Here is a 17,568-nt window from a genome sequence, read left to right on the forward strand (position 1 = left end):
GAAATGTGAACCGAGCACAATGATTATCAACTAGTTATATAAGGAGGAGTGAATGATCTTGTTCAAAATCAAATCTTTAGCTAAACGTTTGACAGTGAGTGCTTTATCATTGAGCTTAATTATTCAGCATCCTATATCTGTCCCCATAGCTAAAGCAGAACCTGTAAGCGCAATCACTGGGATGTCCGATGCTCCGGAACATAAATTATCTCTATGGTACCGACAACCGGCGATAAGTTGGGAAACAGATGCGCTTCCAATTGGCAATGGTCTTATGGGTGGAATGGTCTTTGGTGGCGTCGAGCAAGAACGCATTCAATTAAATGAAAAAACGTTGTGGTCAGGCGGCCCAGGTTCTTCTTTTGTATACACTTGGCCTTCCACGGATGAACCAACGACTTCTAACCCGTATACATTCGGTAATCGTGAGGATGGTGCAGATCATTTAGAGAATGTCCGAGCTAAACTCCGCGAGGGGGATATCCAAGGTGCTCATAAAGAAGCAAATGACAATCTTACAGGCTTGAATGAAGGATTAGGAAGTTATCAAACGTTTGGAGACTTGTACCTAGACTTTGAGAAGTCATCGGGCAAAACAGAGAATTATCGCCGGGAGCTTGATCTTGAAGACGCGATATCTCGAGTTAAATACACGCTGGAGGGAGTAGAGTATACACGAGAATATTTTATTAGCTACCCAGATAAAGTAATGGTTACGCGTCTGACAGCCAATCAGCCGGGCAAGCTCTCCCTGGATGTACGTCCGACGAGTGCTCAGGGAGGAGTCGTTACGGCGAGCGGTAACAACATTAATATTAGGGGTAATGTAGTTGACAACAATATGCTATATGAAGGGAATTTCCGTGTTCTCCATCAAGGTGGGAGTATAACGACAGGTAATGGAAAGATCCATGCAGCGAATGTAGATTCGCTAACCATTCTTACGTCATTAGGCACCAACTATGCTAATAGCTATCCTAATTATAGAGGTACTGATCCGCATAATGAGGAAGTGGCGATATTGGATGCCGCTGAGAGTAAATCTTACGAAACACTACTTGAGAACCATAAGAAAGATTATAAGTCTTTGTTTGATCGCGTGAAATTAGATTTGGCCGAGTCCAAGCCTACGATTCCGACAAACGAGCTCTTAGCCACCTATGCAGGCGCGAAAAGTAAAGCGCTTGAGGTTTTATTTTATCAATATGGCCGATATTTATTGATTTCATCTTCTCGTGCCGGATCACTACCGGCCAACCTACAAGGCGTGTGGAATAATTCTAATAGAGCACCTTGGAGCAGCGATCATCACTTTAATATCAATATTCAAATGAACTATTGGCCAGCGATGGTAACGAATCTCCAAGAGACGATGACACCCCTGATCGATTACATAGATTCACTGCGTACTCCAGGGCGTATTTCTTCCGAAAAATACTATGGCATTACTAATGCATGGTCAATTGGAGTGGCGAACAATCCATTCGGATATACTGCGCCGGGATGGGATTTTGATTGGGGCTGGTCACCAGCATCCAATGCTTTTATCTCGAATAACATTTGGGAGAGTTATAAATTTTCCGGAGATATCGATCTACTAAAGTCACGTGTTTATCCAATTCTAAAGGAAACAGCACAATTTTGGACTAAGTTTTTAGTAGAAGACTCAGATGGAACTTTGGTATCAACACCTTGTTATTCTCCAGAACAAGGTACGATCAGTGCAGGATGTGCGTATGACCAGCAGCTTGTACAAGATTTATTTACTAATTATTTGGAGGCAAGTACAACATTAGGTGTCGATTCCGAATTTCGTGAGGAAGTCCAGAGTAAATTAAATCGGGTGTCTCCAATCAAAATCGGAAAGTACGGTCAAATTCAAGAATGGAAAGAGGACATCGACGATCCGAATAACAAACATCGCCATTTGTCCCAACTAGTTGCCTTGTATCCAGGCAAGCAAATTAACAAAAATACACCTGAACTTATGGAAGCTGCCAAAGTATCATTGCAGCATCGCGGAGACGAGGGTACAGGGTGGAGTAAAGCTAACAAAATTAACATGTGGGCTCGTGCGCAAGACGGTACACATGCACATACGATTCTAGAAGGCCAGCTTACTGGAAGTACACTAAATAACTTGTTCGATACACATCCGCCATTCCAAATCGATGGCAACTTCGGTGCTACGTCCGGTATGTCTGAAATGCTGCTACAAAGTCATTTGGATAATATCGACATTTTGCCAGCGCTCCCTGCTTCATGGCCCAAAGGAAGTTATTCTGGCTTGGTTGCCCGCGGGGGATTTGAGGTCAGTGTGAATTGGAACAATGCTAGAGCTACAAACATCAGTGTGAAATCTAATAAAGGCAATCGTGCAGTTGTTACTTATCCAAGCATAGCTGGAGCAATTGTCATGGATCAAGCTGGACAAAGTGTAAAGTATTCGGTAGACAATAACAATCAGATTTCCTTCGACACACAAGTTGGAGGCGTTTACACGATTGGTTCGATTCCTCTACAAGATGGACAACTTTACAAAATGACAATGAAAAACAGCGGTCATTTGTTGGACATTGAAGGGGCATCGGAGGAAGAGCAAGCAGCCGTTGTTCAAATGCCCGAAGTTTCGTTAGTAAGCAGTCAACAGTGGTATATAGAAGGAGCAAGTGATGGCTTCTATAAAATCACCAATAACACAAGCAAAAAAGTGATTGCTGTTCTAGATTCATCAAAGGACGATGGTGCGAAACTCGTACAGCAAACTTATACTTCAGACAACTCTTATAATGATGAATGGCTACTCGTAGACAAAGGAAATGGTTATTATCAGTTAGTTAATCGCGGTAGCGATAAAGCCCTTACGGCTTCAAATAACAGCATAGACGCTGGGGCACAGTTAATCCAATCTTCAATAACAGATTCAAATGAGCAATTATTGAAGATTGATCCTGTGAGAGATCTGTTTGATCAGCAAACGTTCAATCTAACCCTTCAGCACAGCAATTTTCGTATGGACGTGAACGAAGATTCAAAAGCAGATGGGGCTGCAATTATACAATGGTCTGCAGGCTCAGGGTGGAATCAACAATGGATGTTTATGAAGACCAAACCAGGTTTTTACAAAATCATCTCGATGAGCAGTTCAAAAGTGTTGGCTGTAGAGAATGCGTCAACAGCGGATGGTGCAGGAATTATTCAAACTACATACACCGATGATGCGACCTACAATGATGAATGGTCCGTCGTAGATGTAGGTGATGGCCACTATCAATTGAAAAATCGGGCTAGTGGAAAAGTGATTGAAATACCCGATAACAGTTTATCAAGCGGCGAACAATTCGTACAAAACAAAGCTGGTACCGGTAGTAACCAGAAGTTTGAATTCTCGTTAGATAGAACCGTAAACGACAATGCAACCGGATCAGGAAGTGATCAGTTTGTATACAGTTCAGGTTGGGACTATAGCTCTTCCGAAGCTGGGGCATTCAGTCGTGACAACCACTATTCTAACAAATCGGGTTCATACTCGTTTTTGCGTTTTACTGGCTCAAAGGTGCAATTGTATGGAGCTAAAAACGATAATCAGGGGATTGTTGCATTTTCCATCGACGATGGTCCTGAACAATTGGTTGATACTTATGCCTCTTCGCGTTTAGATCAACAACTACTTTTTGAAAGCTCGGAGATGTTGAATCAGGAGCATGTGCTCAAAATCCGGGTGACAGATCAGAAGAATGCCAATGCAAATAACACCTTTATTTCAGTTGACCGTGCGGATATTCAGTCCCGTGTAGTTAAGGGCGTAGATAAAGCTGAGGATTATTATAAACAGACGAAAGAAACAATTAACGGAGTTAACTATAGTGTAATTACCCTGAATTATAAAGGTGAAGACGCTGGGGAGGCTGTGAGAGCAGCAATTGAGGCTGCCAAGAAGGTGCAAAAGCCTGTTATTCTAGACTTTCCGACAGAAACCTATCACTTTAAAGCATCAACCGCGAAACAAGTGCAATATTTCATTTCAAATACATCGACTATTCAACAGACACCAAGCAGCACTCGAAAAGTAGGCCTATTATTCAAAGATATCGAGGATCTTACCATTCGAGGAAATGGCTCAACCTTGTTGTTCCATGGCGTGATGACGCCCATCGTATTTGACCATGCGACCAATATCAAGGTGAACGGAATAAACATTGATTTTAACCGTCCTGTAGTATCGGAGATGACCGTTACTGAAGTGGGCAATAACTACATGAAAGCGAGCATACATCCGGACTCATGGTACTCTATTCAAAATAATCAATTAGTATGGTTTGGAGAAGAGAATTGGACAGAGAACGGAACTCAAAATGTACGAGTTGTGCAAGAATATAATCCCGTTACAAAACAAACCTGGAGAGTGGATAATCCACTGGACGGGTCAACAAGCGCGAAGGATCTTGGTAAACGTGAGGTGCAATTCAGTTTTTCTAAAAAACCAAATGTGACGGTAGGAAATACGTTTCAGTTAAGGGATACAGCTAGAAGAGAACAAGGTGCATTGATTTATCGAAGCAAAGATATTGCGTGGTCGGATGTCAATTTCTATGCTGCTCCAGGGCTAGGGATTGTCAGCCAATACAGCGAAAATGTAACGCTCGATAAGTTGAGCTTTGCACCTAAGGCAGGCAGTGGACGGACGAACGCATCGATGGCGGACTTCCTACAAGTTTCAGGAAGCAAGGGCGAAATTCAGGTGTCGAATTCCTATTTTGCCGGAGCACAAGATGACGCGATTAACATTCATGGCACACATCTGCAAATTGTACAGATTCCGGCATCGAATCAGGTAAAAGTCCAATTTATGCATCCTGAGAGCTGGGGATTTGATGCATTTGCAGTCGGGGATAGGATTGAATATATTAACAAATCAACTCTGCTTTCTAAGGAAAGTGCAGTGGTCACTGGCGTGACACGTTTAAATGATACTCAGATTGTTCTTACCTTAGATAAAGCGGTACCTTCATCGGTAACTGCAAATGAGTATGTGGTGGAAAATGTCACCTGGACGCCGAATGTTACCATTACGAATTCAACATTTGAAACGATTCCAACCAGAGGCATCCTCGTGACAACGCTTGGTGCTGTTCGTATCGAGAATAACACATTTAATGGCATGCAAATGAGCGCGATCCTGATCACTGATGATGCGAACAGTTGGTACGAATCTGGAATGGTGAAGGATGTCTTGATCCGCAACAATACGTTTAATAATAACGGGAATGCGGTGATTAGTGTTGAACCGAGCACTTCTCTGACAAATCCGGATAAGACCGTGCACAGTCATATCGTGATTGATGGCAACCAATTTAATAAGACGGACGGTAACTCTGAGATTTATGCTAAGAGTGTAGATGGATTTACGTTTACGAACAATACCGCAAATCAAGGTGGTTTTGCGCTTTCATTTGATGCATCTAAAGCTGTAACCATTGCAGGGAACAGCTTCGCACAAAGCGATGTTGACAAGAAAATTAACTTTAATCGCATGATCGTGGGCACAGACTCCGTTGAAGCAAGTCAAGGATTTGTTGTCACGAGAACGAATGACTATACACCTACAGTTTCGGATCCAAATGAGATTCCGCAAAGTGAAATGACTGCGACATCAACCAGCAATCACAGCGGAAACGAAGCAAGCAATGTCATTGATGGTGAACCTTCAACTTATTGGCATTCAGAATGGGATCCTATGGCGGAATTACCGCAGTCGATCACCCTAGATCTTGGAAAGCCGAGAATGGTATCTAAACTAAAATATTTGCCAAGACAAAATGGGTCACAGAACGGAAATATTACTTCATATGAATTATCAACAAGTTTGGACGGAACAACATTTTCACGGTTTACAAGCGGAAATTGGAGTGATGACAGCAATGAGAAAATGGCAACATTCGCTCCGGTTACAAGCAGATACCTGAAACTTACCGTTACTGCAGGTCATGGGGGATATGCATCTGTGGCAGAGCTCCATGTTAGCAAAGATGCTAGTGACGTCCGGTATCAGGAGTTGGTTGAGCTTATAACGAATGCGCAAGGCAAGCATGATAGCGCAGTTGAAGGAAGTAGCATAGGGCATTATCCAGCTGGTTCGAAACAAACGTTACAGACGGCTATTAATTCAGCAAAGCAAGCAATCAACACTAGTTCGATTACATCGCAGCAGTTACAGAAGGCTTTTGATGTCTTGAATACTGCGCTAAAAACCTTTGAATCGCTCAAAATCAATGATTCAAATGGCAAATCTATCACGATCACAAGCACAACAAATCGCATTAACGTTAAAGGCGGAAGTCTTCCATTAGGGGTAGTTGTACTCCCGGTTGATCAACCAGTCACATGGAGTGTCTTTGAAGTGGATGGCACTGCAACAGATAAAGCGATTATCAATCAATCTGGTGTATTGACGGCTGCGAAGGATGGAAATGTAAAAGTCATTGCAACGGCAACGAGAGATTCTTCTCTCTTCGGTGAAAAAGTCATTGTCATCACTGGTCAAAATGATGAGAACCCATCAACTGATCCGACGAATCGAGAGGAATTAAATTTCAACACAGGTTGGTTATTCAAACGTGAGGATGTTAGCGGCGCCCAATCGGCAAGTTTTGATGATAGTGCCTGGGAGGGCGTCAATCTACCTCATAGTGTGCGTCTGGAGCCGAAGATCAGCGGCGGCGCTAATCAAAGCTATCAAGGCTTTGCAACGTATCGAAGACATTTCACGCTCGACAATTCTTACAGCGGTAAGAAGTTGTTTATAGAATTCGAAGGTGCGATGATCAACGCTGAAGTGTGGATAAACGGCAATTATCTAGGAGTTCATCACGGAGGATACACCCCTTTTACATTCGACATCACGAAATATGTTCTATTGGAGGGGGCAACGAATGTCATCACAGTCAAGCTTGATAACAGAGATGACCCACAAACGCCGCCAGGAAAACCGCAGAGCGGTTTGGACTTTGAGTATTTCGGTGGACTTTACCGAGATGTTAAACTGCATGTCATGGATAACTTGCACGTCACTGATGCAATATACGCAAATAAGGTGGCGGACGGCGGTATCTTTGTTACCTACCCAGAGGTAAGTAAAGAAGAAGCGACAGTGCAAGTGAAGACAAATATCATCAATGAAAACGCGAGTGCTAAGAACACAAGCGTAAAAACTACGATTGTAGACAGTAACAATCAGGTGGTTGCTACAATGGTGAGTGATCCACAGAAAATAGTCGCGGGAAGCGACTATACATTTGTCCAATCGACGACGATAACTAAACCACAGCTTTGGCATCCTGACCATCCAAATCTGTATACGGTTTATACAGCTGTGAATGACGGGACTGCGTATGTAGATAGCTACAAGACCCGTATCGGGATTCGGCACATTCAATTTACACCTGATCAAGGCTTTCTGATTAATGGTGAAAAATTAATGCTAAATGGCGCGAATCGGCACCAAGAGTTTTTGTATGTGGGCAATGCAATGCCAAATTCTGGACAGTATCGTGACGCTAAGCAGCTTCGAGAAGGTGGCTTCAATAACGTGCGCACAGGTCATTATCCGCAGGATCCAGCGTTCCTCGATGCGGCGGACGAACTTGGATTGACCGTCATCTCCCCAACGCCAGGCTGGCAGTTCTTCGGGGATTCTGTCTTCCAAGAGCGTTCCTATCAAGCCATTCGAGATATGGTACGCCGTGATCGAAACCATCCGAGTATTATTATGTGGGAATCTAGCTTGAATGAAACGACCTACTCGCTGGAGTATGCACAAAATGCTCATAAAGCTACCCACGAGGAATATCCGGGAGATCAGACTTATACGTCTGCAGAATACGGATTCTTTGGAAAAGAAGTTTATGATGTGAACTACAAAGAATTAGATACAGCATTCAAACCACTCTTTACTAGGGAATGGGGAGACGATTGGTCGGAAAGCGCGACAAGTCCTACAGGGTATCGTTCGGTTCGTAAAGTGGGAGAAACCGACATGATCAACTCCATCATCATGCGTCAAAAGGCGCTAAATGGTGACGGATACTTTGACTGGGCGGGCCTCAATGCCAATCCACGCATAGCCGGACATTCGGTTTGGAGCTTTAATGATTACAACCGGGGTATGGATTCTGACCCGGCCTATTCAGGCCTTGTGGATCTGGATCGTTATCCGAAATTTAATTATTATTTCTTCCAAAGCCAGCGTAATCCTGGTGTGAAGCTAAGTGACGTCGACTCTGGACCGATGGTTTATATAGCTAATTATTGGACGCCATCTTCGTCAAGAAATGTCACAGTCGCGAGCAATACGGAACAAGTCCAACTTTATTTGAACGATACACTCATCGCTACCCAAAGTCCTGACAGTGGATTTAAGAATGTAACCCACCCAACCTTTACATTCAACAATGTGTCTTGGGCGGCGGGAACATTGCGGGCTGACGGATTGATTGACGGTGAGGTCGCGGCATCACATACTGTGAAAACGCCGGGACAGCCGCATCATTTGGCAGTAGAGTACGATACGAAGCGTAAGGAACTCGTTGCAGACGGTTCCGACCTGGTGATGGCTTATATTACGGTACGGGATGCTGACAACAACATCGTTCCGACGAATCATATTTCGGTATCCTTAAACTTGAGCGGTCCAGGCGGACTTATCGGTAATGGTGTAACACGAACTTTTGCCAATCCGGTTGCAGTAGAAGGTGGCGTCGCAGCCGCGCTCGTGAAATCTTCACTTGTGGAGGGCACTTTGAAATTATCGGCTTCAGCGAGTGGATTGCTCTCGGGAAGCGCTGAAATCACCACTGTTGCAAGTCAAAGCGTATTCGTTCCTGGTGGAAGTGATGGAGGAGACCATTGGTTTGAAGGTGAGAATGTTGCTTTGAATAAACCTGTAACAACAAGTAGCGCGCAAAGCGGTAATCCAGGAACGAATGGTAATGATGGAAACGAGACTACTGGATGGGTAGCTACAAACAGCAACTCAGATCAATGGTGGGAAGCTGATCTAGGTGAAGTCTATAACATTACGGGATCTGAAATCGTTTGGGCGAGTAGTAGCACCTACAATCAGTATAAAATTGATGTATCCGAAGATCAGGCGAACTGGACGAATATTTTGGATAAAACCCAAAACACGACGACAACGACGCGGCAAAGGGAGAAGTTGGTTGCTAACGCACGGTATGTACGCGTAACGTTAACGGGTGTACAAAACGGTCAGGCTAGTTTCAATGAGTTAAAAGTGTTTGGAGTAGCACCGTTTCAAAATCAGGCGACGCAGCACCCAGAGTTGGTGAATGTCGCGTTGAATAAGTCCGTCAGTGCAAGCAGTTTGGTAACTGGCAACGAAGCTTCCAATGCAAACGACGGAATTAATGCCACATGGTGGGAGGCTAGTAGCAATGCACCTGGATGGTGGCAGGTGGACTTGGGTGCTTCCTACAATCTGACAGGCAGCAAAATCCTTTGGGGAAGGGATAACATCTATTACTCCTATAGAATAGAGGTTTCCTCCAACGGTAAAGAATGGTCGCAAGTGGCGGGCCGCTCGGCTTCTGGTCAAGATATGAAGCCAGACAACTACATGGCAACTGGTGTTAGATATGTACGAGTATTCGTAGATTCTCTTGCAGGAGGCAGTGGTACGGAGAAGCCAGCGATCAAAGAAATTCAAGTCTACAGCGATCCTAAGAACATTGCGCTTAATAAACCTGCTACCGCAGACAGCTCGCAAAGAAATAACCCTATCTCGGCAGGGAACGATGGAAATGAAACAACTCGTTGGAGCGCAGACGACGGTAATGTTGGACACTGGTACAAGGTTGACCTTGGGGCGATTTATGACTTATCGGGTACCCGCGTGAAATGGGAAATGGACAATAAGAATTATGGATATCGAATTGAGGTTTCAGACGATGATGTGAACTGGGCGTCAGTAGCACAAAAGTCAAGTTCACAGCAAGTGCAGTTCGACTATTTCAATACACACGCAAGATATGTACGAATCCATGTGACGGAGATGTCCGATGGTTGGGCGAGTTTCTGGGAATTTGAAGTATTTGGCGCGGTTCCGGTTGATACATCGCTGATCCCACAATCGCAAATGACAGCTACAGCAACGAGTGAAGAGACAAGCGGCGAGATTAATGACGCTTCGCAAGCCATCGACGGTAATCCGTCGACAATCTGGCACACGAAGTGGGATTTGTCCAATCCACTTCCACAGTCGATCACCCTTAATCTTGGGAATACACATGTCATTTCGACATTAAAGTATTTGCCAAGGCAAAATGGGGCACAAAACGGAAATATTACTTCTTATGAGATATTAACAAGTTTGGATGGAGTCAACTTTACACCGGCTACAAGCGGAAGCTGGGATAATGACAGCACTGAGAAAGTCGCAGAATTCACTCCGGTCGCTAGTAGATACCTGAGACTTACTGCTATCGAAGGCCATGGTGGATTGGCTTCAGCGGCAGAGATTAACATCATGAAGAATGAGATGGATGAGGACTATCAAGCTCTTGAAGCTCTCATTACAAGTGTGCAAAGCAAGCACGATAGTGCTATAGAAGGGAATGAAAATGGTCAATATCCAGAAGGTTCAAAACAAACATTGCAAAAAGCCATTGATCAAGCGAAAAAAGTACGCGATAGCTTATCAGTTACGCAGCAGCAATTGCAGCAAGCAGCGAATGACTTAACTGCTGCATTGAAAGTGATGGAGGAGAGTATTAACAATCATGAGATGGTTCAATCGATCATGATTACAAGTGAATCATCAGTGATTACGACTAAGAACGGAACTCTCCAATTAGGCGCTGCCGTACTGCCTACCAATGCTAATAAGTCGGTAACATGGGCTGTGTATGAAGTAGATGGCACAACAGCAACGGACAAAGCGACCATTGATCTATCCGGTTTGCTGACGGCTGTGAAAGATGGAACCGTGAAGGTGGTTGCCACAGCAACGGATGGCTCAGGTGTTCATGATGAAATGGATATTAGCATTAGTGGTCAAACGGACATTATCGATCCAGGCACTGATCCAGTGCATGTTGGAAAGATACACATCACAAGCTCAGGAAATGTGTCCACGATTACAGCTAAGAATGGAACATTGCAACTAGGCGCTACGGTACTACCTGCTAATGCTACGAATAAGTCGGTAACATGGGCTGTATACGGAGTAGATGGCATAACAGCAACGGATATCGCAACCATTGATGTATCTGGTTTGCTCACGGCTGTGAAAGATGGAACTGTGAAAGTGGTAGCTACAGCTGTGGATGGTTCTGGTGTCCAAGGAGACATGGTTATTACCATAAGTGGTCAAACGGACATTATCGACCCGGGCACTGAAACAGTGTATGTTGGAACGATTGACATCACAAGCGCGGGTAATGTGTCGACGATTACTGTTAAGAACGGCAGCCTCCAATTAAGCGCAATCGTGCTACCTGAAAATGCTACGAATAAGTCCGTTACATGGTCTTTATTCGAAGCAGATGGTCGAACAGCTACGGATAAAGCGACCATTGATGTTCACGGTTTGTTAACGGCTGTGAAGGATGGCATCGTAAAAGTGGTTGTGACTGCAAATGACGGCTCCGCAGTTGTTGGAGAAAAATCCATAACCATTACCGGGCAAAGCAATCAATCTGGTAATGAAAATGGCAATGGAAACACAACTACGCCGCAAGTCAAAGAAGATCCGAATCGCTATGTACTGAAAGAAACAGAACTTCGGATCTTAACTCAAGACGGTCAGACGTCGGTGAAGGCGGTCATTGATAGCAAGCGATTGGCACAGAAATTAGCTGATCTCATGGCAGCTAAGGATCGTTCAGTTCTCCATTTTGAAATTCCAGGAGAGCATGACTTGAACGCTGTAGAGTTCCCTCTTCCAATTCTGTACAACAGTATGAAAGGAAGTAGCGAAACCATCTTCACCTTACGAAGTCATTGGGGTTCTTATGAACTTCCGCTTTCCATTCTGAATCGTGAAGAGTTTGAAAAGGCCGCAAAAGTAGAGGGTGCAACCTTAATCATTCGAATGGATAATGCGACTTCACAGCACGAACAGAAGTTTGAACAATCCATAGTAGATAAAGGAATGAAGCGAGTAAGTGACATCATCACCTTCAAAGTCATTCTTAAAACAAATGATAAAGAGGAAGAGATTCAAAGTTTCGGAAATTCATTTGTGACACGCGTCATATATATGGATGGTGCCATTCAAGATCCTTCGACTGCGACCGCTGTTATATTCGATCCAGCTACGGGTCAAATGCGCTTCGTGCCATCGGTGTTCACAGTGAAGAACGGCAAGACTGAAGTCACAATATTTGGTCAAGCAAATGGCATATACGCAATCGTTCAGAACAAGAAAACATTTGATGACATGATTGGACATTGGGCGCAAAAGGATGTTGAGACCTTAGCCTCTAAACTGATCATTAACGGAATGACGGATCGGACGTTTGCTCCAGCAAGCCAGGTCACACGTGCTCAATTTACGGCACTTCTGGTAAGAGCGCTGGGGTTATCGACGGAGTCATTATTGAATGTATTTGCAGATGTTAGTGCCACTGCGTGGTATGCGCAGGATGTGAACACAGCAGCGAAGTTAGGCTTGGTTCAAGGCGTAGGTGAGAAGAGATTCAGCCCGGATACAATAATTACAAGAGAGCAAATGATCGTCATGATCATGAAAGCTGTTCATCTCGTTCAAGGTGAACAGAGCACAGAAGCGCAAGTACGTGCTCCATTTGCTGATCAGAACCTGATCTCAGATTATGCTAGCCAAGCGGTAACAGAAGCAGCAAGTAAAGGATTAATCGAAGGTAAAACAGAAATAACTTTTGCTCCGCAAGATGCAGCAACACGCGCTGAAGCAGCGGTGATAATCAAACATGTTCTGCAATACTTGAAGTTCATCAATTAAATAACATTAAACAGACTCGGTTCAAACGGATAGGTTTGAGCCGAGTTTTTTTGTGCCGTTTGAGCCTGTCCGTACTCAGTTAGTTAATGGTATCGAAAGAATGAATTCAGTTCCTTCTCCTGATTTACTTCGTACAGTTACATCACCGTTCATCGAACGGATTAATTGATAAGAAAGTGTAAGACCCAATCCGGTACCTTTGCTTTTAGTTGAAAAATAAATGCTTCCCAGTCGCTGTATTTGTTCGTTGCTCATTCCAATCCCATTATCAATTATTATTATTTTTGCGAAATGGGATTGACGCTCGATACGGATGCTTACATTACCTGTTGCCATAACAGAGCAAGCTTCTATCGCGTTTTTTATAAAATTAATGAATAGTTGTTTGATTTCAGTAGGGTTTGCAGATACATATAGTTTATCCTCCGAGTGTTGCATCTCCAAAGTAACGTTATTCATATTGGCGTACGGAGTAATGATATCTACGATGGAGTAGATTTGCTGTACAAGTTCCATTTTCTCTACCATTGAATGATTGGGTTTAGCTATCGATAGATATTCAGAAAGAATAACTTCTGTTCGATTGATCTCTTCAAGGCAAATTTCAATATATTTCTGACTCTTTTCTCTTGTGATTGAATCATCCTTCATTAATTTCAGAAATCCCATAACGGCTGTAAGTGGATTACGAACTTCATGGGCTAGAGAGGCTGCGACATGGGCAATCGTTTCCGATTTTTCACTTTGAAGATACCTTAGATACAATTCCTTATCAGAAACTGCTTTATTAAACAGGGAAATTAATATCCAAATTCCGAGGAAATTTTGAACTGGCATAACGAGGATGTTGAACTTTAAATGCTGTATCGTATATTGATATTCCGTTGCAAGCATAGTAGCTATAGGAATGATGGAAAAGCTTATCCCTGCAATGAAGGTAATAAGTTTTCGGTATTGGGAACGATGACGATATAGGATGGATAAGAGGGCAGATAAGGTAAAGGTGATGGAGAGAATAATAATCGCTGAATATAGCCCTTGTCCTCCTAAAAGCAGACGGTAGGTTAAAAACTCAACAAGAAGAAACACTCCAGTAGTTATGCCGCCATAAACCATTCCGAAAAACATAATTACGTAACGAATATCGAAGATGATTCCATTTTGGACACTAGCAGGGAAGGTCATCGACATAAACAGACAAATCATACAGGTAATCGTGATAAATTGTTTTGAATAGTTTTCGGCTTTGTCACGATAGTAAACGGTATAAAGCACAAAAGGGGTTAGGGCAAACAATAATTGCAGCAAAATATCCTTTACAAACAGCATATTAGCCCTCCCACCAGTTTAAAAAGAATTTGATATATTGTTATTCGTTGTAAGTATGAATTCCTCCTCCTGAAGATGGATAGGGTGGATCTTTTACGTTAGGTTACTTTCTAATAAAATTTCCAATTGTGCTTCCATAACATGAGGTGGATAAGGCATTTCGTTAGTAAACCACCATTCTACGATCCCTACATACGCTGGTGCAATAAACTGCAGAATAACGTCTTCGTATAATCCACGCTTCTTTCCCTCTGCCATATCCCATTCATTCTTGATATCCTCGATGACAAACTCAAGAAACCGGCTCCGAAAGAAGGGGGCTCCTTTACTAGATAACATGGCAGAAAAGAATAAAAAATTTGCCTCAAAGTATTCGAACCAGGTCAATTTTCTATGTGCAGCACTAATTTCCGAATCAGATTCACAGGATTCTCGAAGTTCTTGGATATGTTCCTCGATTAGCTTATCTAAAAGATCATATTTATCTTGATAATGAAGATAGATCGTTCTGCGGCTAACATCAGCTCGGTCCGAAATATCCTTTAGTGTGATGTGATCGAAACTTTTATCAGACATCAGTTCAATCATTGCTTTTTTTATTGCTGCTTGTGATTTAAGAATTCTTCTATCAACCTTTGCCAAGTAGAATCACCAAACTTTCCTTCAGATAATAAACAGATCCAAGCAACGTGTGAATTAATATACGGATTATTAACATTTGATCATTGAAGTAATTCGAGCATTCTTTAATAATACACATTAGAGCAATAATACATCAATGTTTACTTTCGGGTGTAAAACAAATTTTCAATACTGAAGGAGTTCATATGGCAAAACAAAATCAATTGTATTTATTTATCCTAATCATAGGAGTCTTCGGCATTCTGACAACTGAAATGGGGATAATTGGGATATTACCGCTAATCGCCGAGAACTATCATGTCACGGTCTCCAAAGCAGGGCTGTTAGTTAGTCTCTTTGCACTTGCTGTTTCTATCGCTGGTCCCACGATGCCTTTGTTATTCTCAGGTCTAAATCGTAAAAAAGTTATGTTACTTGTACTCGGTATTTTTATACTTGGCAATATCATTTCCATGTTCACATCAAACTTTACTGTGTTGCTCATTGCCCGAGTGCTGCCAGCCTTTTTTCATCCAGTGTATTGTTCATTGGCTTTGACAGTAGCTGCTACATCGGTCAGTAAGGAAGAGGCTCCAAAGGCTGTTTCTAAAGTAATGTTAGGCGTGACAGGAGGGATGGTCCTTGGCGTACCGATCACTAACTATATTGCTAGCGAAAGCACGGTAGAGATGGCGATGTTATTCTTTGCTATCGTAAACGCACTGGCATTCATAGCTACGCTACTATTCGTACCTTCTATGCCGGTTAAGGAAAGGCTTTCTTACGGATCTCAATTAAGTGTATTAAAAAAGCCAATCGCTTGGCTTGCTATTGTTGCAGTCGTATTTATAGGGTCAGCAAGTGCAAGTGTTAATAGTTACATTGCGGAGTATCTTGAGTCCGTAACACATATTTCGGGTAAAACATTAAGCTTGGTGTTATTACTATATGGTTTGGCAAGCTTGGTTGGAAACATTGCAGGAGGAAGGTTACTCTCAAAAAATGCAATAAAAACTGTAATATTATTCCCTTTTATATTGGGTATCCTTTATCTCTTATCATTCTTAACGGGTGCTTTCACAGGACCTATGATCATAACAGTTTTATTATGGGGTTTATTCTATGCAATAGGAAACTTGATCAGTCAACATTGGATAACATCTGCGGTTCCAGAGGCTCCTGATTTTGCTAATGGATTGTTTCTATCTTGCGGTAATTTAGGGATAACCATCGGTACAGCTATAGGTGGAATGTTCATATCTGGTATGGGTACACAATATATCGTTTTAAGTGGAGTGTTATTTTTGGTATTGAGTTTATTCCCGATTCTTCTGAGGATCTACTTTTTTAGTACGGCAAAACAACAGTTAATGTAGTCATATAAAAGAGAAAAACGCATCGAGTGGTTAGACCCGAAGCGTTTTTCTCTTTTATTAATCATCTGCACGCAGTTCGCAAATGAATTAAATCTTATTCATTTACTCAATCTTAGAGATACCACCACTGGTCAAATTCACCTTGATATCTATCTTGTCAATGCTGCTTGAATCGAGTGGTAACATTCCCTTAACATTCAATTTGTTCCACTCCTTTGAAAGCTGGCGATAGAATATGCCTGAGAGTCCATATACATCGGCATTTATTTCTAACCCGTTCAAATAAGTCTCCCTAATCTGATCATTAATTACTTTTATCGCTTTCAGTTCAAGATCATTTCGACTAAGGTTTGCGCTCAACTCTGGAAGAGTGCCCTTCATAGACACTTTTATATCGAAGACAGGTTTGCCTTGCTTCATTTTAGGATGAATAGAGGATTTGATTTTGTTCATGACGATCAAAGCAAGTACGGTTGTTTCATCTTTGATAATTAGAGGTGTTCTTTGCGTCTTTTTTTCCAACCATCGAACCCCTAAAATCTCTTTAGTCTTCAGGCAGCCACGAAATTTCTCATTTTGCAGAAAGCAGATCCCCGACATGCTAATGTTAGGGGAGGATTCCTTATTACTGGTCCAGTCTGGTGCAATTTCAAGGAAAGGCAATTGAACCGTTTCGGCTTTCTCTCTCCATTCCCATATAAACTTGTAGAGATACAACGGAGCGATAACCGAGCTCTGTTCATAGGTTCGCATAGGACTGTTAAGCTGCGAGTAAATCACTGATAGATCGGCGATCGACGAGGTATTCAGCACTTTATCCATAGGTTCGTTGGTTGCCATGGTCCAAACGGTATAACGAAATTCATAATATCGATCCCAAACATCCAATACTTGATTGACAATATTGCCCTTCTTTAGCGCTGCTTCACTAAATACGATCGTTTTCACATTACTCCAGATAATTCTTTGTGGACTAGTGGCATATATATTAAATATTGCCGAATCAAACGAATCTCCTTCTGCTTTCCCGATGAAGGTTTTTTGTTCTTGGCTTTGCCCCGCCTCTTTCTTTGCAATGCCACTAAAGTTAACCATTTGGATATAAACAACGACTTTGTTATCTACATAATCGACTCCTATAGTGTTCACATAGATCATATGCTCAATTTCCTTTGATCCCCAACATCCAGTAAGCAGCATGGAGAGCAGAGTGGTAACAAGCATGCATCGGATCAATTTCAT

General features: G+C 42.5%; 5 protein-coding genes. 2 read left to right on the top strand and 3 right to left on the bottom strand.

Translation table 11 applies throughout. The features are described from left to right. The first annotated feature begins 181 nt into the window (after positions 1 to 181). On the top strand, positions 182 to 13,000 hold the full coding sequence (locus QNH28_RS14555) for a glycosyl hydrolase family 95 catalytic domain-containing protein (protein ID WP_481858390.1): 12,819 nt from the start codon (positions 182 to 184) through the stop codon (positions 12,998 to 13,000). 75 nt (positions 13,001 to 13,075) lie between these two features. Here QNH28_RS14555 and QNH28_RS14560 read toward each other — a convergent pair whose 3' ends face one another. Beyond that, complete coding sequence (locus QNH28_RS14560; RefSeq protein WP_283911980.1) at positions 13,076 to 14,329, bottom strand: sensor histidine kinase; 1,254 nt, start codon at positions 14,327 to 14,329, stop codon at positions 13,076 to 13,078. A 93-nt stretch (positions 14,330 to 14,422) separates the two neighbouring features. Continuing rightward, on the bottom strand, positions 14,423 to 14,971 hold the full coding sequence (locus QNH28_RS14565) for a TetR/AcrR family transcriptional regulator (RefSeq protein WP_283911981.1): 549 nt from the start codon (positions 14,969 to 14,971) through the stop codon (positions 14,423 to 14,425). A gap of 185 nt (positions 14,972 to 15,156) precedes the next feature. Between QNH28_RS14565 and QNH28_RS14570 the strand changes: the two genes are divergently transcribed. Then, entirely contained in the window at positions 15,157 to 16,326 is a 1,170-nt protein-coding gene (locus QNH28_RS14570; RefSeq protein WP_283911982.1) for an MFS transporter, read from the top strand. 102 nt (positions 16,327 to 16,428) lie between these two features. Here the strand turns inward: QNH28_RS14570 and QNH28_RS14575 are convergent, their stop codons facing one another. Next, positions 16,429 to 17,568 (bottom strand): Ger(x)C family spore germination protein, encoded by a 1,140-nt coding sequence (locus tag QNH28_RS14575; protein WP_283911983.1) that lies wholly within the window; start codon positions 17,566 to 17,568, stop codon positions 16,429 to 16,431.

Source organism: Paenibacillus sp. G2S3, assembly GCF_030123105.1.
In the GTDB taxonomy this organism is placed as follows: domain Bacteria; phylum Bacillota; class Bacilli; order Paenibacillales; family Paenibacillaceae; genus Paenibacillus_AQ.

Coding starts and splice junctions, on each gene's coding strand:
- QNH28_RS14555 (WP_481858390.1), top strand. CDS start 182: ATGTCCGATGCTCCGGAACATAAATTATCTCTATGGTACCGACAACCG.
- QNH28_RS14560 (WP_283911980.1), bottom strand. CDS start 14,329: ATGCTGTTTGTAAAGGATATTTTGCTGCAATTATTGTTTGCCCTAACC.
- QNH28_RS14570 (WP_283911982.1), top strand. CDS start 15,157: ATGGCAAAACAAAATCAATTGTATTTATTTATCCTAATCATAGGAGTC.
- QNH28_RS14575 (WP_283911983.1), bottom strand. CDS start 17,568: ATGAAATTGATCCGATGCATGCTTGTTACCACTCTGCTCTCCATGCTG.